At 71.0% G+C, this 17,043-nt stretch carries 24 protein-coding genes and 1 tRNA gene; 9 read left to right on the top strand and 16 right to left on the bottom strand.

What is annotated here, in order from left to right; all coding sequences use genetic code 11:
• Positions 1-2 precede the first annotated feature (2 nt).
• The gene (locus tag H6G99_RS03115) at positions 3-689 is read right to left on the bottom strand and encodes a metallophosphoesterase (RefSeq protein ID WP_094584141.1); all 687 of its coding nucleotides are present in this window, start codon (positions 687-689) and stop codon (positions 3-5) included.
• 121 nt (positions 690-810) lie between these two features.
• Here H6G99_RS03115 and H6G99_RS03110 point away from each other — a divergent pair, with 121 nt between their 5' ends.
• Complete coding sequence (locus H6G99_RS03110) at positions 811-1,164, top strand: hypothetical protein (RefSeq protein WP_190609744.1); 354 nt, start codon at positions 811-813, stop codon at positions 1,162-1,164.
• Positions 1,165-1,203: 39 nt separating this feature from the next.
• Here H6G99_RS03110 and H6G99_RS03105 read toward each other — a convergent pair whose 3' ends face one another.
• Positions 1,204-1,524 carry an MgPME-cyclase complex family protein gene (locus H6G99_RS03105; protein ID WP_190609743.1) on the bottom strand — a complete coding sequence of 107 codons (321 nt, stop codon included), beginning with the start codon at positions 1,522-1,524 and terminating at the stop codon, positions 1,204-1,206.
• A 13-nt stretch (positions 1,525-1,537) separates the two neighbouring features.
• Positions 1,538-2,287 (bottom strand): pyridoxine 5'-phosphate synthase, encoded by a 750-nt coding sequence (locus H6G99_RS03100; RefSeq protein WP_094584144.1) that lies wholly within the window; start codon positions 2,285-2,287, stop codon positions 1,538-1,540.
• A 142-nt stretch (positions 2,288-2,429) separates the two neighbouring features.
• Here H6G99_RS03100 and H6G99_RS03095 point away from each other — a divergent pair, with 142 nt between their 5' ends.
• The 4 genes from H6G99_RS03095 to grxD are packed head-to-tail and all read left to right on the top strand — an operon-like array spanning position 2,430 to position 4,391.
• Positions 2,430-3,158 (top strand): lysophospholipid acyltransferase family protein, encoded by a 729-nt coding sequence (locus H6G99_RS03095; RefSeq protein ID WP_199296905.1) that lies wholly within the window; start codon positions 2,430-2,432, stop codon positions 3,156-3,158.
• A 29-nt stretch (positions 3,159-3,187) separates the two neighbouring features.
• A complete protein-coding gene (locus H6G99_RS03090; protein WP_190609742.1) occupies positions 3,188-3,763 on the top strand; it encodes a hypothetical protein in 576 nt (191 codons plus the stop codon).
• Between the two features lie 47 nt (positions 3,764-3,810).
• Complete coding sequence (locus tag H6G99_RS03085; RefSeq protein ID WP_094584147.1) at positions 3,811-4,044, top strand: BolA family protein; 234 nt, start codon at positions 3,811-3,813, stop codon at positions 4,042-4,044.
• A 23-nt stretch (positions 4,045-4,067) separates the two neighbouring features.
• Entirely contained in the window at positions 4,068-4,391 is a 324-nt protein-coding gene (grxD, locus tag H6G99_RS03080) for a Grx4 family monothiol glutaredoxin (protein ID WP_094584148.1), read from the top strand.
• Between the two features lie 46 nt (positions 4,392-4,437).
• Here the strand turns inward: grxD and H6G99_RS03075 are convergent, their stop codons facing one another.
• Complete coding sequence (locus tag H6G99_RS03075) at positions 4,438-4,704, bottom strand: DUF6761 family protein (RefSeq protein ID WP_190609740.1); 267 nt, start codon at positions 4,702-4,704, stop codon at positions 4,438-4,440.
• Positions 4,705-4,907: 203 nt separating this feature from the next.
• Between H6G99_RS03075 and H6G99_RS03070 the strand changes: the two genes are divergently transcribed.
• Positions 4,908-5,699: a response regulator transcription factor gene (locus tag H6G99_RS03070; RefSeq protein WP_190609739.1), complete on the top strand. Its 792-nt coding sequence runs from the start codon at positions 4,908-4,910 to the stop codon at positions 5,697-5,699.
• Between the two features lie 30 nt (positions 5,700-5,729).
• On the opposite strand, the gene H6G99_RS03065 is transcribed toward H6G99_RS03070, so the two are convergent.
• The 7 genes from H6G99_RS03065 to H6G99_RS03035 form a co-directional block, all read right to left on the bottom strand.
• Positions 5,730-6,278: a hypothetical protein gene (locus H6G99_RS03065; RefSeq protein WP_190609737.1), complete on the bottom strand. Its 549-nt coding sequence runs from the start codon at positions 6,276-6,278 to the stop codon at positions 5,730-5,732.
• Positions 6,275-6,556: a hypothetical protein gene (locus tag H6G99_RS03060; protein WP_190609736.1), complete on the bottom strand. Its 282-nt coding sequence runs from the start codon at positions 6,554-6,556 to the stop codon at positions 6,275-6,277. The genes H6G99_RS03065 and H6G99_RS03060 overlap by 4 nt, the downstream gene beginning before the upstream one ends.
• A gap of 92 nt (positions 6,557-6,648) precedes the next feature.
• The gene (locus H6G99_RS03055) at positions 6,649-7,584 is read right to left on the bottom strand and encodes a carbon-nitrogen hydrolase family protein (RefSeq protein ID WP_190609735.1); all 936 of its coding nucleotides are present in this window, start codon (positions 7,582-7,584) and stop codon (positions 6,649-6,651) included.
• A gap of 8 nt (positions 7,585-7,592) precedes the next feature.
• Positions 7,593-9,170 carry a carotenoid isomerase gene (crtH, locus tag H6G99_RS03050; protein ID WP_190609734.1) on the bottom strand — a complete coding sequence of 526 codons (1,578 nt, stop codon included), beginning with the start codon at positions 9,168-9,170 and terminating at the stop codon, positions 7,593-7,595.
• A 41-nt stretch (positions 9,171-9,211) separates the two neighbouring features.
• Positions 9,212-10,609 carry an FADH(2)-oxidizing methylenetetrahydrofolate--tRNA-(uracil(54)-C(5))-methyltransferase TrmFO gene (gene trmFO / locus H6G99_RS03045; protein WP_190609732.1) on the bottom strand — a complete coding sequence of 466 codons (1,398 nt, stop codon included), beginning with the start codon at positions 10,607-10,609 and terminating at the stop codon, positions 9,212-9,214.
• A complete protein-coding gene (locus tag H6G99_RS03040) occupies positions 10,609-10,731 on the bottom strand; it encodes a photosystem II protein Y (RefSeq protein ID WP_015108528.1) in 123 nt (40 codons plus the stop codon). Before H6G99_RS03040 ends, trmFO begins: the two co-directional genes overlap by 1 nt.
• Before the next feature lie 30 nt (positions 10,732-10,761).
• Complete coding sequence (locus H6G99_RS03035; protein ID WP_190609731.1) at positions 10,762-11,277, bottom strand: gamma carbonic anhydrase family protein; 516 nt, start codon at positions 11,275-11,277, stop codon at positions 10,762-10,764.
• An 85-nt stretch (positions 11,278-11,362) separates the two neighbouring features.
• On the opposite strand from H6G99_RS03035, the gene H6G99_RS03030 reads away from it, so the two are divergent.
• Positions 11,363-11,434: transfer RNA gene (locus H6G99_RS03030), tRNA-Lys, on the top strand.
• A 55-nt stretch (positions 11,435-11,489) separates the two neighbouring features.
• Here H6G99_RS03030 and H6G99_RS03025 read toward each other — a convergent pair.
• From H6G99_RS03025 to H6G99_RS16285, 5 genes are all read right to left on the bottom strand, one after another.
• Positions 11,490-11,756 (bottom strand): type II toxin-antitoxin system RelE family toxin, encoded by a 267-nt coding sequence (locus tag H6G99_RS03025; RefSeq protein WP_190609730.1) that lies wholly within the window; start codon positions 11,754-11,756, stop codon positions 11,490-11,492.
• Entirely contained in the window at positions 11,731-11,967 is a 237-nt protein-coding gene (gene relB / locus H6G99_RS03020; protein ID WP_094584158.1) for a type II toxin-antitoxin system RelB family antitoxin, read from the bottom strand. The genes H6G99_RS03025 and relB overlap by 26 nt, the downstream gene beginning before the upstream one ends.
• 22 nt (positions 11,968-11,989) lie before the next feature.
• A complete protein-coding gene (locus tag H6G99_RS03015; RefSeq protein ID WP_094584159.1) occupies positions 11,990-12,679 on the bottom strand; it encodes a response regulator transcription factor in 690 nt (229 codons plus the stop codon).
• 51 nt (positions 12,680-12,730) lie between these two features.
• A complete protein-coding gene (locus H6G99_RS03010) occupies positions 12,731-14,320 on the bottom strand; it encodes an iron uptake porin (RefSeq protein WP_190609728.1) in 1,590 nt (529 codons plus the stop codon).
• 99 nt (positions 14,321-14,419) lie between these two features.
• A complete protein-coding gene (locus H6G99_RS16285) occupies positions 14,420-14,548 on the bottom strand; it encodes a hypothetical protein (protein ID WP_286190932.1) in 129 nt (42 codons plus the stop codon).
• 164 nt (positions 14,549-14,712) lie between these two features.
• Here H6G99_RS16285 and H6G99_RS03005 point away from each other — a divergent pair, with 164 nt between their 5' ends.
• Positions 14,713-15,765 carry an imelysin family protein gene (locus H6G99_RS03005; RefSeq protein ID WP_190609726.1) on the top strand — a complete coding sequence of 351 codons (1,053 nt, stop codon included), beginning with the start codon at positions 14,713-14,715 and terminating at the stop codon, positions 15,763-15,765.
• Entirely contained in the window at positions 15,765-17,042 is a 1,278-nt protein-coding gene (locus H6G99_RS03000; RefSeq protein WP_190609725.1) for a di-heme oxidoredictase family protein, read from the top strand. Before H6G99_RS03005 ends, H6G99_RS03000 begins: the two co-directional genes overlap by 1 nt.
• Position 17,043 lies beyond the last annotated feature (1 nt).

The following is a 17,043-nucleotide window of genomic DNA, read 5'->3' as shown; positions in this document are numbered from 1 at the left end:
GCTCAGAGGGCGCGGCTCAGCGCCGGGCCGGGGGACGGGGCGGCCACCGTGTTGCCCGCCGCGGCCAGGTTGCTGACCTGGCGTGTCTCTCGCGTTTCGGGGCAGTAGGCGGTGAGGTCGCCGCCGTAACAGGCACCGGTGTCGAGCAGGACGATCGAGCCGACTCGCCGCAGGCCGGGCCCGGGGGTGTGGCCGACGATCACCTCACCGAAGCGGTTGTCGTAGGCCTGCCAGAAGGCCAGCCTCACGTTGAGGTCGGGTTGCCAGGTGCGGGGATCGAAGCCGGCATGGGTGGCCACCCAGCCCTGACCCCAGTAGGCGAGGGGCAGCTGGTCGAGGCGGTCGCGCCAGAGGCGGCAGCGGGCCGCCCCCAGCTGGCGGTAGGTGTCGTTGCCGTTCAGGTCGGGACGGCCGGGCGCCAGGCCCGTGTCGAGCTGACGCACCAGGTCCCGCTCATGGTTGCCCTTGAGCCACACCGCCCTCTGGCGACGCACCAGGTCCCAGACCAGTTCCATGGACTCCTCGATGCGGGAGCCGCGGTTGATCACATCGCCGCAGAACACCAGACGGTCGCCGGCCGGCAACTGGACCAGAAGGCGTTGCAGAGCGTCCGCGCATCCATGCACATCACCGATGACCCAGTGCTGGGGTGGGCGGTGATGGGGTGGACGCCGGTCCGGGAACGTCATCAAGAAGGATGCTTCCCCCCAAGTGTTGCCTCTGGAGTGGGCTTCTGTCACCCCCGCCGGCGCCGGCGGGCCTCCAGCGCTGATACGGTGCGCCCTCGGTGCACCCTGGAGGCAACGGGCGATGGACCTGAAGAATCTGCCGGTCACCCAGCGCGTCAACGCCCTGGTGAAGGCCCTCGACGGGGCGAAGCGCACCAACGAGGCCCTGGCCCGCTGCAGTGACGGCGAGCAGATGCTGGACGTGCTTCTCGATGCCTCTTCGCGGCTGGGGCTGGGTCTGACCCGCTGGGAACTGCAGAACACGCCGCCGATCCGGGACTGGATCTGGTGGAAGAACAAGGAAGCCCCCCTCACCATCGGCGACAGCAAGCCGCGCTACCAGCAGGACGGCGGCCAGGGCAAACCCCGTCCGGCGGCATCGGACCAGGAGGATGGTCCCGACGCGCCCCGGCGCCGTTTCCTGGGCCTGTTCTGAACTGCCGCTCCGGCGCCCGCCCCCGCCGCCGCCCCAGGGTCAGCTCAGGGTGGCCAGCGGGTCGGGAATCGTGGCGCTGGGGGCCTCGAAGCTGCCCACGGCCACGAACTCCAGCCGCAGCTTCATGAAGGTGATGAACTTCTCGTCGGTGGATACCACCGCCGCCGCCGGCCTCGGCACGGCGGCCAGGCCGGCGGCCAGCTCGGGAGCCTCCAGGAAGGCGGGGCGCTCCAGGAGCCAGAAGTCGATGGCCTTGTCCTTCTCGGCGTAGTTGCGCCGGCGCTCGCGCAGCACCTCTTCCAGGGGTTCCTCCTCAAGCAGGAAGGCACGGCTGGCGGCGACGAAGTGGTAGCGGGTCATGGCGGGAGGGGCCTCAGGGCTGGCGGTCGCCGAACAGCGGGTCGCGGCGGGGATTCTGCACCAGCGCCCGCATCTGGCGCACCGCCTCCTGGAGACCGACCACCAGGGCGCGGGCCACGATCGTGTGGCCGATGTTCAGTTCCTCCATCCCCTCGATCGCGGCGATCGGTTCGACGTTGTGATACGTGAGGCCATGGCCGGCATTGACCCGCAGGCCGAGCCCCCGGGCGATGGCGGTGGCTTCGGTGATCCTGGCCAGCTGGAACGGCTGCTCCCCCCAGGCGGCCTCGGCATAGGCGCCGGTGTGCAGTTCCACCCAGCGGGCGCCGCAGTGGCGGCAGGCCTCCAGCTGGGCGTCGTCGGGATCGACGAACAGGCTGACGCCGATGCCCGCCTCCATCAGGCGCCCCGTCAGGGGCGCGAGGCTCTCCACCTGTCCGGCCACGTCCAGGCCCCCTTCGGTGGTCACCTCCTCCCGGCGTTCCGGCACCAGGGTCACCATGTCGGGCCGGACCCGCAGGGCGATCGCCTCCATCTCGGCGGTGGCGGCCATCTCCAGGTTCAGCCGGGTGCGGACGGTGGCCCGCAGCAGCTCCACGTCCCGGTCCTGGATGTGGCGCCGATCCTCCCGCAGGTGCACGGTGATGCCGTCGGCGCCGCCCAGCTCGGCCAGCAGGGCGCAGCGCACCGGATCGGGCTCGACGGTGCGGCGGGCCTGTCGCACGTTGGCGATGTGGTCGATGTTGACCCCGAGGCTGGCCATGGGCGGCAGGTGGCTGAAGCGATCTTGGTCGCACCGTATCGGTCGCCGGGGAGCGGCCGCAGGCCCAACTGCCCGCCGCCGGCCTTCAAGGGGGGGATCCAGCCCCTAGCGTCGACATCGACGTTCTGCCGGATCGAGAGTGTTGGCGGCGCAGACGCCCTCCGGACCAGGCCTTTCCCCGGTGATCAGCCGGCGGGAGCGTTCCCTCTGCAACGGCATCAGCCCCTGGCTGTCCCCGGTGGCGATGGTGGTCACCATCGATCTGGCTCTCCAGGGCTATTTCAGCGAGCTGACGGTGCTCGATCGCGAGAATCTGCCCCGCGACGGAGCCGTGCTGCTGGCCCCCACCCACCGGGCCCGCTGGGACGCGCTGATGCTCCCCTGGGGGGCCGGCCGCCGGGTCACGGGCCGGGACTGCCGCTTCATGGTCACGGCCGATGAGATGAAGGGTCTGCAGGGTTGGTTCCTGCACCGTCTCGGCTGTTTTCCCGTCAACCAGGGGCGCCCCACCCTGGCCAGCCTGCGGTTCTCCGTGGAGCTGCTGGCCTGCGGACAGCAGCTGGTGGTGTTTCCCGAGGGCCGCATCCGCCGCGAGGACGGCCCGATCCGCCTGCACCAGGGACTGGCCCGCCTCGCCCTGCTGGCCGCCAGCCAGGGGGTGGAGGTGCCGGTGGTGCCGGTGGGCATCGCCTACGGCCACGCCGATCCCCGGCCCGGCGACCGGGCCGCCCTCTGTTTCGGCCGCCCCCTGCGGGCGGAGGGTCAGGGTCGCCAGGCGGCCCTGGACTTCAGCGCCGAGCTCGCCGCCGCCATGGAGTCGGCCGAGCAAGCGGCCCGCGCCGTGGTGGGTCGCCCGATCGGCTCCCCGTAAAGTTCGGCCGTTACCCGTCAGGCGTCGACGTGATCAGGCCTTCCGCCGTTTCTTCCCTTCGATCCGCCCGGCCATCGGGCCTGGCCGGGGTCTGCGGCAGCTGCCTGGCCCTGCTGGCCCTCGCCCAGCCGCTCCTGCAGCCGCCGGCCCGGGCCCAGGCCACCCCCCAGACGGTCCAGCCCGCCGGCACCGATCTCAACCTTTCCTCGGTGAAGACCCTCCTGGCCAGGGGTGATGCGGCGGTGGCCAGCGGCAACCTGGCCGAGGGCCGGCGCCTCTACGACCTGGCGCGTGACGCCAGCCGCCGCCTGCTCGGCTTCTACCGCGACCTGAGCGGCTCCTTCCGCGGTCTCGACGCCCGCATCCCCCGCGAGATGGACGACAAGGGGCGGGAGGCGCTGACGCTGCTGGCCGAGTCCAACCTGCGGCTGGCGGCCCTGTTCCGCCGCCAGAACGAGCCGGAGGTGGCGATCCCCCTGCTGGTGGAGGTGGTGAAGATCATGACCCCCACCAACGAGGGCGGGCGCAAGGCCTACCAGCAGCTGGTGGAGCTGGGTTTCGTGATCACCCCCTACACCGCGCCGGGATCGACCGCCGGTGGGTGATCGTCCTTAGATTCCAGCCTTCCGTCATCTCCCCGACCCCCGCCGCCATGGTGCAACCGGACCAGGTCAAGGACGCGATCCTGCGCGCCCTCCCCGATGCCGCCGTTGAGGTGGAGGATCTCACCGGGGGTGGCGATCACCTGCAGGTGAGGGTGGTGTCCGGTGCCTTCGCCGGCCTCAACCGGGTGCGCCAGCACCAGCTCGTCTACGGCGCCCTGCGCAGCGAGCTGGCCAGCGAGGCGATCCATGCCCTGGCGCTGCAGACCTCCCTTCCCTCCTGACGTTCCCTTTCGCGATTCCGACCATGGATGCCAGCACCCGTCAACGCATCGACGCCCTGATCAGCGCCAGCCCGGTGGTGGTCTTCATGAAGGGCAACAAATTGATGCCTCAGTGTGGATTCTCTAACAACGTCGTCCAGATCCTGCAGTCGCTGGGTGTGCCTTTCGAGACGTTCGACGTGCTCTCCGACATGGAGATCCGCCAGGGGATCAAGGAGTTCTCCGACTGGCCCACCATCCCCCAGGTGTATGTGAAAGGGGAGTTCCTGGGCGGCTCGGACATCCTGATCGAGATGTACAACAGCGGCGAGCTGCGCGAGAAGCTGGAAGTGGCCCTGGCCTCCTGAGGCCCCGACCGCACCACGACGCAGGTGCCAGGTCCGCCGCGGCTGGTCAGTAGCGGCTGCGCTCCATCATCAGGCGGGGTTGGCCGTCGGGCCCCAGGAAGCTGGACGGGTCCTGGATCCAGCGGTCGATCAGCTCCTCCAGCCGGCGCTGGGACTGGTGGTCCAGCACGGCCGTGCGGCGCAGGGCATGGAGGTAGCCGTCCGCGTACAGACGCAGCTCGGAGGGTCCGTGGTGACGATCGGACAGGGCCTGGCAGCCATCACACAGGGACTGGAAGTGGCGGATCGCGTCGGGGTGTTGGAGTGCTGTCATGGCTGGGGTCGGGCCCCTGGCGTCATTGTGGCGGCGAAAGCCGGCAGATGGCACCATCCTGCCGTGCCGGGACCGTCATCCGGGAGCGGACAGTTGACAAGGCATCGCCCGTCACCGGCGTCTCCGCACATTTCCAGTTAGCGTTGACACACTCAATCGGCTGTCGGCACTTCCGCTTCTGATTTCATCGTGATGCCGAGGAGATGCCCGTGGCCCAGGACAAGCTGACTGATCCAGGAGGAACCCCTCGGAGAGTTCTCGTAGTGGACCCCCACGCGACCCTCCGCACCGTTCTCGCCCAGCGTCTGCGTCAGGATGGGCACCTGGCCGCGGCCGTCGCCACCGCCCGCGAAGCCCTGGAGATCTGCCAGGAGCAATCCCCCGATCTGCTGGTGAGCGCCGAACTGCTCGAGGAGACCTCGGCCCTGCGCCTCGCCGCCCAGCTGCACTGCCAGGTGATGGTGCTCACGGCCCGCTCCGGCTCGGAGCCCGTGGTGGCCCTGCTCGATGCCGGCGCCGATGACGTGCTGCGCAAGCCCTTCGGGCTTGAAGAGCTGGCGGCCCGCTGTCGCACCCTGCTGCGCCGCAGTGGCAGCGGCCTCCAGGAACGGGTCTGCGTGGGCCCCCTGGAGGTGCACCTGCTGCTGCGCCAGGTCACCCTGCGCGACCAGCCGGTGGAGCTCAGCCCGCGGGAGTTCGCCCTGCTCTGCGCCCTGCTGATGCCCCCGGGGGTGGTGCGCAGCCGCCAGGAACTGCTGCGCATGGCCTGGCCCCCCTTCAGCGGCGGCCCCCGCTCGGTCGACACCCAGGTGCTCACCCTGCGCCGCAAGCTCGAACAGGCCGGCCTCGGCGAGGGCGGCGCGATCGAAACGATGCGCCAGCAGGGCTATCGCTTCAGCCTCGACACCCTGCCCGAGCTCAACGAGGAAGCTGCTGGCGCCGCCGGCTCGGGTCTGCTGGTCACCTCCCCCGGCAGCTCCTCCCGCCTAAACTAGGCCCTGGTCCGACAGGTAGGTAGGACCTGTTCAGGCGGGCCGCAGGATCAGGGCTGCGGCTTCGCCCGCCAGTAGGAGACCGCAGAGCAGGGCCAGCAGCCTGTATGTCCAGGGAGGGCTGATCCGGCCGATGCCCTTGGTGGTGATGCCTGTGGCGGCGCTGAAGCGCTCCAGGAAGTCCTCGAAGCGGGCCACCCGCTGGGGCAGCAGCCAGGCGGCGCCGCTGCGATCCCCCTGCTCCCCCGCAGTGCGCACGTAGTAGACCCTGCCCCCCTGGCTGGTGGTGACCGGGGTGAGGGCGGTGATGCGATCCCAGGGCAGCTGCCAGCCGCGGCGCAGCAGCCAGGAGCACCAGGGGGGATGGCCCACCCGCAGCTCCCGTTCGTCGAGCTCCACCCGCTCACTGGTGATGGCGACCACCAGCAGCAGGCCGGCGCTGGCAGCCAGCAGCAGGGGCCGTTGCAGGGCTTCGGGCGCCAGCACCGGCAGGGGCAGGACCAGGGCCAGGTAGAGGGCCAGCAGGGTGAACCGGATCAGCGGCGCCATCGGATAGCGCTGGGCCGTCGGGGCGGGGCTCATCGGTCGTCGGGGGAACCGGGCAGGGGCTCGATGACCTGGGAGGGCTGGTAGCGGCCTCCGAACACCTCCGCCTCCCGCCCCTTCCAGAACTCGCCCAGCCGCATCAGGTCGGCATGGGCTTCGCCGAGCCGTTCGACGTACTCATTGGGCTCCATCGTGTCCTTGGCCTCCTTGAGCTTGCTGAGCCGCAGCAGGTGCCAGACCCAGGGCTTGCCCATCTCACCGCGGGCCTCCAGGTAGCGCGCCAGGTCGGTGGAGCTGGGAATCGGAGCCGCCATGAACACGCAATAAATGTTTACACAGTTTACCGGCGCCCCTGCTCCGGCGTGGCCGGCCGGCGGGCCGCTGTCAGTAGAGCTCGGGCCGCAGGTCAGTAGAGATCGGGCCGGAGATCCTCGTGGTAGCGGGTGGCGGCGGGGTGGGTGGGCCCGTACTCGCCGGGCCGGCAGTCGGCGATCAGCAGCGTCGGCTCCGGCCGGGCGGCCGCCAGGACATCGCCATGGGGGCCGCAGATGACACTGTTGCCCAGGTACGCCGCCATCACCCGGCCGTTCACCGTTTCCTCGCCACAGCGGTTGGCGTAGGCCACGAAGCAGCCGTTCTGGAAGGCGTGGGCGGGGATCAGGGTGCGGGACACATCCGGGTAGGGCCGGTCGGTGCGCTCGCCGGTGCTCAGCTCGGCCCAGACATCGGCGGCCGTGGGGATCAGCACCAGCCGGGCCCCCTCCAGCGCCAGGCGCCTGGTGAGCTCGGGGAACTCGGCCTCGTAGCAGTTGAGCAGGCCCACCCCCACCCCGTTCACCGGCTGGACCGTGAAGGCCGCGCCCTCCTCGGGATGGCGGTAGCCGGCACTCCAGCAGCGCTTCTCGTCCGGTCCCCAGAGGTGGGTCTTGCGGTAGTTGCGCAGCAGCGCGCCGTCCCGGTCAAACAGGGCGATGGCGTCGTAGAAGCGCTCCTCACCGGCCACGGTCGCCCGTTCGGCGTAGGGACAGGCCACCGCCAGGCCATGGCGGCGCGCCGCTGCGGCCACCCGCCGCAGGCTGGGGCCATCCACCGGCTCGGCCAGCTGCCGCACGATCGACGGGGTGACGATGTAGCCGGTGAGGTAGAGCTCCGGGAAGGCCAGCAGCTGCACCCCGTGGCCCGCCGCCAGCTCGCAGACCCGCTCCAGCCGCTCCAGGTTCTCTTCGAGGGCGTCGGGGGTGCCGGCGCTGCCGCTCCCCTGCCAGATCCCCAGCCGCAGGCCCTCGCCGGCGGCCGGCGGCTGCGGCCGCACGACGCAGTGCAGGCGGTGATCGGGAACCATGGGGTGCTTCACGCCGGCAGGTTCCAGGGGTTGAGGCCCAGGTCGGCACCGATGCGGTGGGCGCAGGCGAAGCCGCTGAAGGCCACCGCATTGAGGCCCTGGCCGGGGAAACAGGAATCCCCCACGCAGTAGAGGTCGGGGATGGCGGTGCGGTTGAAGGGCATCGGCAGCAGGCCGGGCAGCCGCAGGGCCGGCACCGGACCGTAGCTGCCGCCGTGGCGGCCCAGGAAGCGGCGGTGGCTGCGGGGCGTGCCGATCTCCCGGTGGGTGATCGCCCCCTCCAGCCCCGGCAGGATCGCCTCCAGGCGGCGGATCAGCCGGGTGGCGGCGGCCTCCTTGGCGGCCCGGTAGGCCCCTGGGGCCAGCCCCTGCCAGGGGGCCATCTCCGAGGGGGTGAAGGTGTGCACGATGTGGTGGCCGGCCGGGGCCAGGGAGGGATCCAGCAGGGTGGGGATCGAGACGAAGATCACCCCCTGCTCGGCCTCCATGTCCTCCCAGCGCTCCAGCAGCAGGTGGTGGACATGGCTGCCGGGGGGGATCGCTTCGGCCCGCACCCCCAGGTGCAGGGAGAGGAAGGAGGAGGAGGGCCGGTAGCGCCGCCGCCAGGTCTGCTCGGCCGCCGGGGTGTGGGCCTCATCCACCAGGGAGCCGAAGGTGTCCCAGCGGGTGGCGTTGCTCACGACCCGCCGGGCGCGGATCTCCTCGCCGCCGGCCAGCTTCACCCCCACGGCGCGGGCCTGGGGTCCCTCGCCCTCCAGCAGCACCTTCACCACCCGCGAGCGGTAGTGGATGGCGCCGCCATGGCGGCGCAGGCCCGTCACCAGCTTCTCGGCGATCACCCCGACGCCGCCTCTGGGGTAGTTGATGCCGCCGGCGTGGCGATCGGAGAACACCATGCCGGCGTTGATCATCGGCGTGCGATCGGCGGGCATCACCGACCAGCAGAAGCACTCCATGTCGATGAACTTGAGCAGGGCCGGATCGCTGATGTGGGCGCGGGCCACGGCGCCCACGTTCACCGGCAGCCAGCGGGCCAGCCCCAGGCAGGCCAGGGGCGCGCGGAAGAACACCTTGGCCAGGTAGGCGGGGTCCTCCAGCGACAGCAGCGGCATCGCATCGAGGCAGCGGAACACCTGCCAGCAGGTGTCGTAGAAGGCGCGGATCCCCTTGGCCTCATGGGGGAACAGGGCGGTGAGATCAGCGATGAAGCGCTCGTAATCGCGGTCGACCGCCACCGACAGGCCGCCGGGCAGGTGGTAGGCCAGCTGGGCGGGGTCGGGGATCGTCTCGCAGTGTTCGCCCACATCGGCCAGGGCGCGGGTCAGCAGGTTGGTGTGGCCCTTCTCGCCGAAGCCGAAGATCATCGAGGCGCCGACGTCGAAGGTGTAGCCCTCGCGCCGGAAGCTGCCGCCGCTGCCCCCGGGGATCAGGTAGCGCTCCAGCACCAGCACCGAGGCCCCCTTGGCCGCCAGCTGGCTGGCGGTGACCAGCCCGCCGATCCCTGAGCCGATCACAACGACGTCCCAGGGGCGGCCATCGGCCGCAGTGAGGGGGGCGGCGGCGGAAGAAGGGACGGTGACGGTCACCGGAACCAGGCGAACGGGAGCGGCCCGACCCTAGGAAGCGATCAGCCCGCCACGGCCGCCGGCACGGCGCTGCTGGCGCCAGCCTGGCGCTGGGCGTCCCAGGCAGCCAGATCCGCCAGGGCCCGGTCGCGGTAGGCGCCGTAGCGGCGGCGTTTGTCGCGGATGCGCTCCGGCAGCTCCGGCATCAGGCCGAAGCTGGGGGGCATGGGCTGGAAGCCCCCCTTGCGGGCACCGTGGCTGCGCTCCTCATCCGAGATGAAGCCCAGCAGGGCGCCGGCCATGGTGGTGGGCGGCAGGCTCAGGGGCGGCAGGCCCCGCACCAGGCGGACGGCGTTGGTGCCGGCCAGCCAGCCGCCCGCCACCGCGGCGGCGTAGCCCTCGGTGCCGGTGATCTGGCCGGCGGCCAGCAGCGTCGGCCGCTGGCGGAACTGCAGGGTGGGCTGCAGCAGCTCGGGAGACTCCAGGAAGGTGTTGCGGTGCATCACCCCGAAGCGCACGAAGCTGGCGTTCTCCAGGCCGGGGATCATGCGCAGCACCCGCTGCTGCTCGCCCCACTTGAGATTGGTCTGGAAGCCGACGAGGTTCCAGAGCTGGCCGTCCTTGTCCTCCTGGCGCAGCTGCACCACCGCGTGGGCCCGCTTGGCGCGGCGCACGTCGCGGTCGTGGAGGTCGCCCCAGCGCGGATCCCAGAGACCGATCGGCTTGAGGGGGCCGTAGCGCATGGTGTCTTCGCCGCGGCGGGCCAGCTCCTCGATCGGCAGGCAGCCCTCGAAGAAGGTGGCGCTCTCCTGCTCGAAATCCTTCAGCTCCGCCTTCTCGGCCTCCAGCAGGGCGGTGCGGAAGGCGAGGTACTGCTCCCGGTCCATGGGGCAGTTGATGTAGTCGGCGTCGCCCTTGTCGTAGCGGCTGGCCCGGAAGGCCACCGACAGGTCGATCCCCTCCCCCTCCACGATCGGGCTGGCGGCATCGAAGAAGTGGCAGGACTCCCGGCCGGTGAAGCGCAGCAGGTCCTCGGCCAGGGCGGCGCCGGTGAGGGGCCCGGTGGCCAGCACGGCGATCTCCTCCGGGTCGGGCAGCGCCAGCTGCTCGCAGCGCTCCACCGTCACCAGGGGATGGGCCTCAACGGCGGCCGTGAGGGCGACGCTGTAGCGGCCCCGATCGACGGCCAGGGCGCCGCCGGCGGGCACCGCATGGACATCGGCGGTGCGGATCACCAGCGATCCCAGTCGCCTGAGCTCCTCCTGCAGCAGGCCGGCGGCCCGGTCGGGGGAGAGGGAGCCGAAGCTGTTGCTGCAGACCAGTTCGGCGAAATCGCCGCTGTGGTGGGCCGGGGAGGGCCGCACGGGCCGCATCTCCACCAGCCGCACCGGAATCCCGGCTTCGGCGATCTGCCAGGCGGCTTCGGTGCCGGCCAGGCCGGCACCGATGACGACGACCATCAGGCGCGGGCGCGCTTGAGCATCAGTTGCAGCTGACCCACGGCGGCGCGGCCGATGTTGAAGGCGGCCCAACCCACGGCCAGGAGGATCGGAGCAGCGACGAGCAGCAGCCGGAGGTCCATGGCGGGGGAGGGGAAAACGTTGGCGGGATCCTAACGGAGTCCAGCGTGAACCTCCGCCAGCTGGCGATAACGATGTGCATGCTGTCGCTGGGCCTCGATCGCAGCGGCATCGAGCTGGCGTTTCACCACCGCCGGAGCCCCCATCACCAGGGCGCCGGCGGGCACATCCCGGGTGACCACCGAGCCGGCCGCCACCAGGGCCCCGGCCCCCACCGTGACGCCGTTGAGCACGATGGCGCCGATGCCGATCAGGCAGCCGTCCTCCAGCGTGGCGCCATGGACCACGGCCCGGTGGCCGATGGTCACATCGGCGCCGATGGTCACGGGCTGGCCCGGATCCCCGTGCAGCACGGCGCCGTCCTGCACGTTGCTGCCTTCCCCGACCCGGATGGCGCAGACATCCCCCCGGGCCACGGCGGTGGGCCAGAGGCTGGCCCCCGCCGCCAGCTCCACATCGCCGATCACCACCGCCGACGGGGCCACCCAGGCGGCGGCGTCGATGCGGGGGGCGTCCCAGCGGCTGGGCCAGGGGTCAGGGCTGGTCATGGGGTGTGGCCTCAAACGGGGGTCAGGGTGCGGCGGCCGGTGGGCTTGGAGAGGGTCACCGCCGGGTGATAGCTTCCCCAGCGACGGGTCGCTAGCTCAGCGGTAGAGCATTCGGCTTTTAACCGACTGGTCCTGAGTTCGAATCTCAGGCGACCCATCCCAACCACCGCAGGAGACCCCAGCCAAACGCCGCTTTGCAGCAGTGGGCTGGGTTATCGGTAGGCCTCGCTCCGGTGGCTGACTCCGACCACCAGCACGACAAGCTGCGCATCTTCGATCAGGCAGATCACCCGGTGGTCGCCGACCCGGTAGCGCCATAGGCCGGACAAGTTTGCCGTCAGGGCCTTGCCTCTCTGACGCGGATCCTCGGTCTCCTGCAGGAGCCGGTTCATGGACCGCAAAAGGTTCTGCGCGGTCGAGCGATCCAGCTTCTTGAGCTGGCGCCTGGCCGTTTCAGAGATCCGAAGTGTCCAGGCCAAGTTCTTTCACCACCTCGTCGAGGCTGTAGGTCCTTTCCTGTCCCAGGCGCATCCGTTCCACGGCTGCGGCTCCGAGGTAGGCATCCTCCAGGTCGTCCAGGCCCTGCTCGATCAGCTCCCGCAGATAGAAGGCCTTGGTTCGCCCCGTTTCGGAGGCCAGCCGATCCAGCCGTGCCTCTGTTGCAGGGTCCAGACGAACGGAGGTGGCCATGGAGTCATGTGAATGCGTGTATTCAACCTAGCTGCACCATCCCGCAGCGCACCCCCTTGAGCACGGCCTGCAGGCGGTTGTTGACGCCCAGGGTCTGGAGCAGGCGCTTGGTGTAGGTGCGGGCGGTGGCGTCGCTCACCACCAGCTTCTGGGCGATCTCCCGGTCGCTGAGGCCGCTGGCCAGCAGGTCGAGCACCTCGTACTCCCGCGGCGTCAGCCGCGGACAGCTGAGGTAGGGCAGCTTGCCGGAGCGCAGGGAGGGGCTGCGGTAGGAGTGGTGTCCCATCACGGCGATCACGGCGGCCTGCAGGGGCCGCTGGTCATCGACGATGTCGGCCTCGGCCACCACGGCCTCCAGCCAGGGGGCGTGCTCGTACTCCGCCGGAATCACATCACCGAGGGCCAGCATCACCACCTTGAGGTCGGGATAGAGCTCTTTGGCCCGGCGGGTGAGATCGAAGCCGTTGCCGCTCTCCAGGTGGTCGGTGCAGAGCAGCAGGTCGTAGGGCTGCCGCTGCAGATAGTCGAGGCAGCCCTGCTCGTGGGTGATGGCGCAGCCGATCAGGCTGCGGTCGCTGATGCTCTCGCACAGGGCCCGCAGCAGGAAGCGGCCCTTCATGGCGATCGCCACCTTTCCGCCGGAAGCCACTGAAAGCAGCACCGCATCGAAGGTGTTGCCCTCCAGGCTGCCCAGGAACGGCGTGAGATCCATGGTGGCCAGGCCATCCAGGTCACCCTCATCATCCGTTCCCGCGGGCCGGAATCAGAAGCGGAAGGTGGTCTTCACCAGTCCGCCCAGCTGCCGGAACGTTGTGCCGGGGGTGGTGTCCTGCCCCAGGGGCCGGCTCAGATAGAAGAGGGCCGGCGTCACGCTGATGTTGTCGGTGACCTGCCACTTGTACCACCACTCCCAGGCGAAATTGCCGTCCTGGGGCGTCTGGCCGTCGGCCAGGGCCGTGGCGAAGATGGGCTGGCCCACCGCCATGCCGAGGGCGTTGCCTTTGACGAAGGCGTCGTCCCACTGCAGGCCCACCATCCACGACTGGCTGGTGCGCAGGGCGCCGGGAGCCTGGGCGGTGTCGTAGCTGGTGCCGTTGATGCCCCAGCCGGCGCTGATGGAGGGAATCCAGCCGGAGTTGGCCGGCTGCCAGTAGCCGCTGACGCCGAAGGCATCGGTGCGGCTGTTGGGGTTGGCCTCGAAGGCGAGGCCGGTGAAGGGGGTGGTGCCCGGCACCCCCACCCCCGACTGGATGCGGGAGTAGATCGCCGCCAGGCCCCACTGCTCCTTGGCGTAGCCGATCTGAACCGTGCCGGTGCCGGCCGAGGCCACGGTGCCGATGCCGCCGATGTTGGGATCCCCCACATCACCGTTGGCGGCCACGTAGTTGGCGCTGATGCTGAAGCCGCCCTGCTGCCACCAGAGGCCGGCCCCGGGGCCGAGGTTCTTGTTGTAGGCCGCCGGGGCGCCGTTGAGGGTGAACAGGTTGAGGATCGTGTCGGAGGGGTAGGCGCTCGGCCAGAGGGCGAGCATGTCCTCCTGGCCCACCCGGCCGCCGAAGGTGGCGGTGAACTGGCTGCCGATCGGGAACTGGTAGAAGATCTTGTCGATGGCCACCACGTCGCCGCAGTCCGCGCCGGCGCCGCAGTCCTCCTGGAACGCCGCCTCCAGGGTGGAGAGCCCACCGGTGGGGCCGGCGCCGCCGAAGGCGGAATCGGCGAAGTTGCCGGCCCGCAGGATCGTGCGCAGCAGGTCCTTGCCCGTGAAGCTGGTGTCGAAGCTCAGCTGGATGTCGTAGCTGAAGGTGGTGGCCCCCACGGCGGCCCGGGCGGCATCGACGTTGGCGGTGTCGCTGCCCGAAAAGGCATTGGCACCGATCACGAAGGTGGCCTGGCCGCTCAGCTTGGTGGTGGTGGAGAACTGGGTGGCCTCGAGCTCACCCACCTTGGCCTCCAGGCCATCCACACGGCCGCGCAGCACGGCGAGTTCCTTCTCGAACTCGGCCATCAGGCGCTTCAGCTCGTCGGTCACTTCGGTGATCCGGTCGAGGCAGGCGTTCAGCAGGGCGGCCGCCTCGAACCGGGTCATGGCCTGGCCGCCTTTGTAGGTGCCGTTCGGGTAGCCGGCGACGCAGCCGTAGCGCTCGATCAGGTTCGAGAGGGCCTGGAAGGCCCAGTCGGTGGGCTTGACGTCGGAGAACTGGTTGATGCTGGTGACCTGCTCTTGGCTCTGCCCCGCCGCGGACCTGGCGTAGCGGTTGACGCCCTCCAGGTTCAGCTCGCCGGCGTTGGCCCCGAGGGGGGCCAGCAGGCCGGCGGTGGCGAGGGGAAGCAGGCGACGCAGGGGAACGGTCATGGAGGGGAGATGACGTGGGCGAAGGAATGGAAAGGAGGCGCTGGAGGGGGCAGCCGCTGGGGCAATTCTCTGGGTCAACGCCGAGAACGATAATTGTTATCAGCGCAACGCCTGGCGTGCGGGACCGGTTGCGTCGCCGTCCGGGCCCGTGCCGCAGCCCGCCGCCATCCCGGCGACCAGCCCGGTGGCGGCCACAAACAGGGCGAGGCTGGTGCGGAGGTGTGGCATGGACGAACGGCCTCGGGTGCTGCCGAGTGTGCAGGCCCCCGCCAGGGGGGTCCGCCTCGTAAGGGACAGCCGACGGTGCCATCGGTGACGCCCGCGGGTGCCCCGTCGCCGGTCGCGTCAGGGCCGGCCGGTGGACAGTGCCGGAACACGCCTGCGGCCTGATCGTGACCCGAGCGAGCCACCTGACCCCATCGACCCGTGCGACCCGCCGCCGCCGAGCCCTGGCCCTGGGCCTGCCCCTGTGGCTGGGCCTGGCTGTGAGCGGATGCGCGATCCAGAGCCGCGCCGAGGCGCCGACCCCGCAGGCGGTGGTCGAGAGCTTCGTCGCGACGGTGGTGCAGCCCAATGCCGACGCGCTGGTGACGCAGACGGCGGCCCTTCAGGAGGCGATCGGGCGCCTCTCGGACCAGCCGTCGGAGCCCCATCTCGAGGTGGCCCGCCAGGCCTGGCGCTCGGCGCGCCGCACCTGGGAGACCAGTGAGAGCTGGGCCTTCGGTCCGGCGGAAACCCAGGGCTTCGACGGGGCGATGGACGACTGGCCGGTGAACCGCCGGGACCTGGCCACGGCCCTGGCCGGCGGCCCGTTCACGGCCGCCAGCTTCGCCGCCCTCAGCGACACCGCCAAGGGCTTCCACGGCATCGAATGGGTGCTTTGGGGAGGCCGCAGCGGCACACCGCCCAGTGCCGCCCAGCTCGGCCCCAACGATCTGGCCTACCTGCGCCTGGCGGCCGGGGATCTGCACCGCCAGGCCGAGGGGCTGCGGGCCAGCTGGTCGGGGCCCGGGGGCTTCGGTGCCCGGATCAGTGCCCCCGCCGACGCGGGCACGGCGGTGCAGGAGATGCTGCAGGGGGTGATCGGGCTGCTGCAGGAGGGGGGCGACGAGAAGCTCGGCCAGCCGCTGAAAACCCGGGATCCCCACACGCTGGAAAGTGCCGACAGCGGCAACACCCGCTCGGATCTGCTGGCCAACGTGGAAGGGGCCCGCCGCGTGCTGATGAGCACCGGCCTGCTGGACTTGATCCGCCGGCGGGACGCCGACCTGGCCCAGCGGATCGACACCCAGACTGCCCGGGCCGTGGATCTGGCCCGGGCCCTGCCGGACCCGGTCAACGACCACCTTGATGATCCGGCCTCCCGCCGGGCGATGGAGGACCTGATCGGCCAGCTGCACAGCACCGCGGCGCTGGTGGAGCGCTCGGTGCCCCTGCTCTCCTGATGGCCCGTTCCGCCCGGGGTCAGCGACGGGTTCTGCTGGCCGCGCTCGCCCTGGCCGTGGTGCTCGGGTTCGGCCTGCGGCAGGTGTGGGGGGCCGCCGATCCCCGGCAGGCCGCCGGAGCGATGACGGTGGCCAACCGCACCTCGGCCTCCTTCGAGCAGCCGGCCGCGGGCCTCACCCCAGCCGAACGGGCGCGCCACCAGGCGGCTGATGTGCTCTTCGATCGCACCCATGTGCCCCTGGATGGGCCCCCCGGGGCGGGTCTGGGGCCCCGCTTCAATGCCGCCTCCTGCGTCGCCTGCCATGTGCGCAACGGCCGCGGCCGCCCGCTGATGGGGGAATCCCTTGTGCGGGTGGCGCTGCGGGACGGGCAGCCGGTGCCGGAGCTCGGCCGCCAGGTGCGGGACCGTGCCGTGCTCGGGGCCCGGCCGGATGCGGCCGTGACAGTGGCCTGGCAGGAACGGAATCGCCTGCGCCGGCCGCTGGTCCAGCTGCAGGCGGACCCTTCCATTGATCTTTCCGAGCGGTCGGTGGCCCGCTCCCTGCGGGTGGCGCCGCCCCTTATCGGCCTGGGCCTGCTGGAGGCGGTGCCGGAGGCGGCGATCCTGGAGCACGCCGATCCTGACGACCGCGACGGTGACGGGATCTCGGGCCGACCCCACTGGCTGGAGGAACCAGGGGGGAAGCAACGGCTGGGACGCTTCGGCTGGAAGGCGATCTCCCCGTCGCTTCAGGAGCAGACCGCAGCGGCCCTCCTGAATGACATGGGGCTGACCAGCCCGGGGGACATCGGCCGGCGCGAGCTGGATCTGATCACCTTCTACAGCCAGACCCTGGGGGCGCCGCGCACCGCCCTGCCGGCCACAAGCCCGTTGGTGCGGCGGGGCCGGGAGCTGTTCGACACCCTGCAGTGCGCCCGCTGCCACGTGCCGCAGCTGGCCACCGGCCGTTCAGCGGCAGCGGTGGCCGGGGTGATCAACGGCCAGACCTTCTGGCCCTACACCGATCTGCTGCTCCATGACATGGGCGTCGGCCTCGACGACGGGGTGGCCGAGAAGGGGGCGCCGGGGCGGGAATGGCGCACGGCTCCCCTCTGGGGCCTGGGCCTGGCCCAGCGGGTGAATGGGTCGGTGGGGTTCCTCCACGACGGCCGGGCCCGCAGCCTCGAGGAGGCGATCCTCTGGCACGGGGGGGAGGCCGCCGCCGCCCGGGAGCGCTTCAGGGCCCTGGCCCCGCAGCAGCGCCGCTGGCTGCTGGGCTGGCTGCAGCAGCTCTGAG

The organism is Synechococcus sp. FACHB-909, from assembly GCF_014698945.1.
Taxonomy (GTDB): domain Bacteria; phylum Cyanobacteriota; class Cyanobacteriia; order PCC-6307; family Cyanobiaceae; genus Cyanobium.
The sequence above is the reverse complement of the archived record's forward strand: the minus strand, read 5'-3'. Positions and strand labels throughout refer to the sequence as shown.

Coding starts and splice junctions, on each gene's coding strand:
- H6G99_RS03115 (WP_094584141.1), bottom strand. CDS start 689: ATGACGTTCCCGGACCGGCGTCCACCCCATCACCGCCCACCCCAGCAC.
- H6G99_RS03110 (WP_190609744.1), top strand. CDS start 811: ATGGACCTGAAGAATCTGCCGGTCACCCAGCGCGTCAACGCCCTGGTG.
- H6G99_RS03105 (WP_190609743.1), bottom strand. CDS start 1,524: ATGACCCGCTACCACTTCGTCGCCGCCAGCCGTGCCTTCCTGCTTGAG.
- H6G99_RS03100 (WP_094584144.1), bottom strand. CDS start 2,287: ATGGCCAGCCTCGGGGTCAACATCGACCACATCGCCAACGTGCGACAG.
- H6G99_RS03085 (WP_094584147.1), top strand. CDS start 3,811: ATGGTGCAACCGGACCAGGTCAAGGACGCGATCCTGCGCGCCCTCCCC.
- grxD (WP_094584148.1), top strand. CDS start 4,068: ATGGATGCCAGCACCCGTCAACGCATCGACGCCCTGATCAGCGCCAGC.
- H6G99_RS03075 (WP_190609740.1), bottom strand. CDS start 4,704: ATGACAGCACTCCAACACCCCGACGCGATCCGCCACTTCCAGTCCCTG.
- H6G99_RS03070 (WP_190609739.1), top strand. CDS start 4,908: ATGCCCGTGGCCCAGGACAAGCTGACTGATCCAGGAGGAACCCCTCGG.
- H6G99_RS03065 (WP_190609737.1), bottom strand. CDS start 6,278: ATGAGCCCCGCCCCGACGGCCCAGCGCTATCCGATGGCGCCGCTGATC.
- H6G99_RS03060 (WP_190609736.1), bottom strand. CDS start 6,556: ATGGCGGCTCCGATTCCCAGCTCCACCGACCTGGCGCGCTACCTGGAG.
- H6G99_RS03055 (WP_190609735.1), bottom strand. CDS start 7,584: ATGGTTCCCGATCACCGCCTGCACTGCGTCGTGCGGCCGCAGCCGCCG.
- trmFO (WP_190609732.1), bottom strand. CDS start 10,609: ATGGTCGTCGTCATCGGTGCCGGCCTGGCCGGCACCGAAGCCGCCTGG.
- H6G99_RS03040 (WP_015108528.1), bottom strand. CDS start 10,731: ATGGACCTCCGGCTGCTGCTCGTCGCTGCTCCGATCCTCCTGGCCGTG.
- H6G99_RS03035 (WP_190609731.1), bottom strand. CDS start 11,277: ATGACCAGCCCTGACCCCTGGCCCAGCCGCTGGGACGCCCCCCGCATC.
- relB (WP_094584158.1), bottom strand. CDS start 11,967: ATGGCCACCTCCGTTCGTCTGGACCCTGCAACAGAGGCACGGCTGGAT.
- H6G99_RS03015 (WP_094584159.1), bottom strand. CDS start 12,679: ATGGATCTCACGCCGTTCCTGGGCAGCCTGGAGGGCAACACCTTCGAT.
- H6G99_RS03010 (WP_190609728.1), bottom strand. CDS start 14,320: ATGACCGTTCCCCTGCGTCGCCTGCTTCCCCTCGCCACCGCCGGCCTG.
- H6G99_RS16285 (WP_286190932.1), bottom strand. CDS start 14,548: ATGCCACACCTCCGCACCAGCCTCGCCCTGTTTGTGGCCGCCACCGGG.
- H6G99_RS03000 (WP_190609725.1), top strand. CDS start 15,765: ATGGCCCGTTCCGCCCGGGGTCAGCGACGGGTTCTGCTGGCCGCGCTC.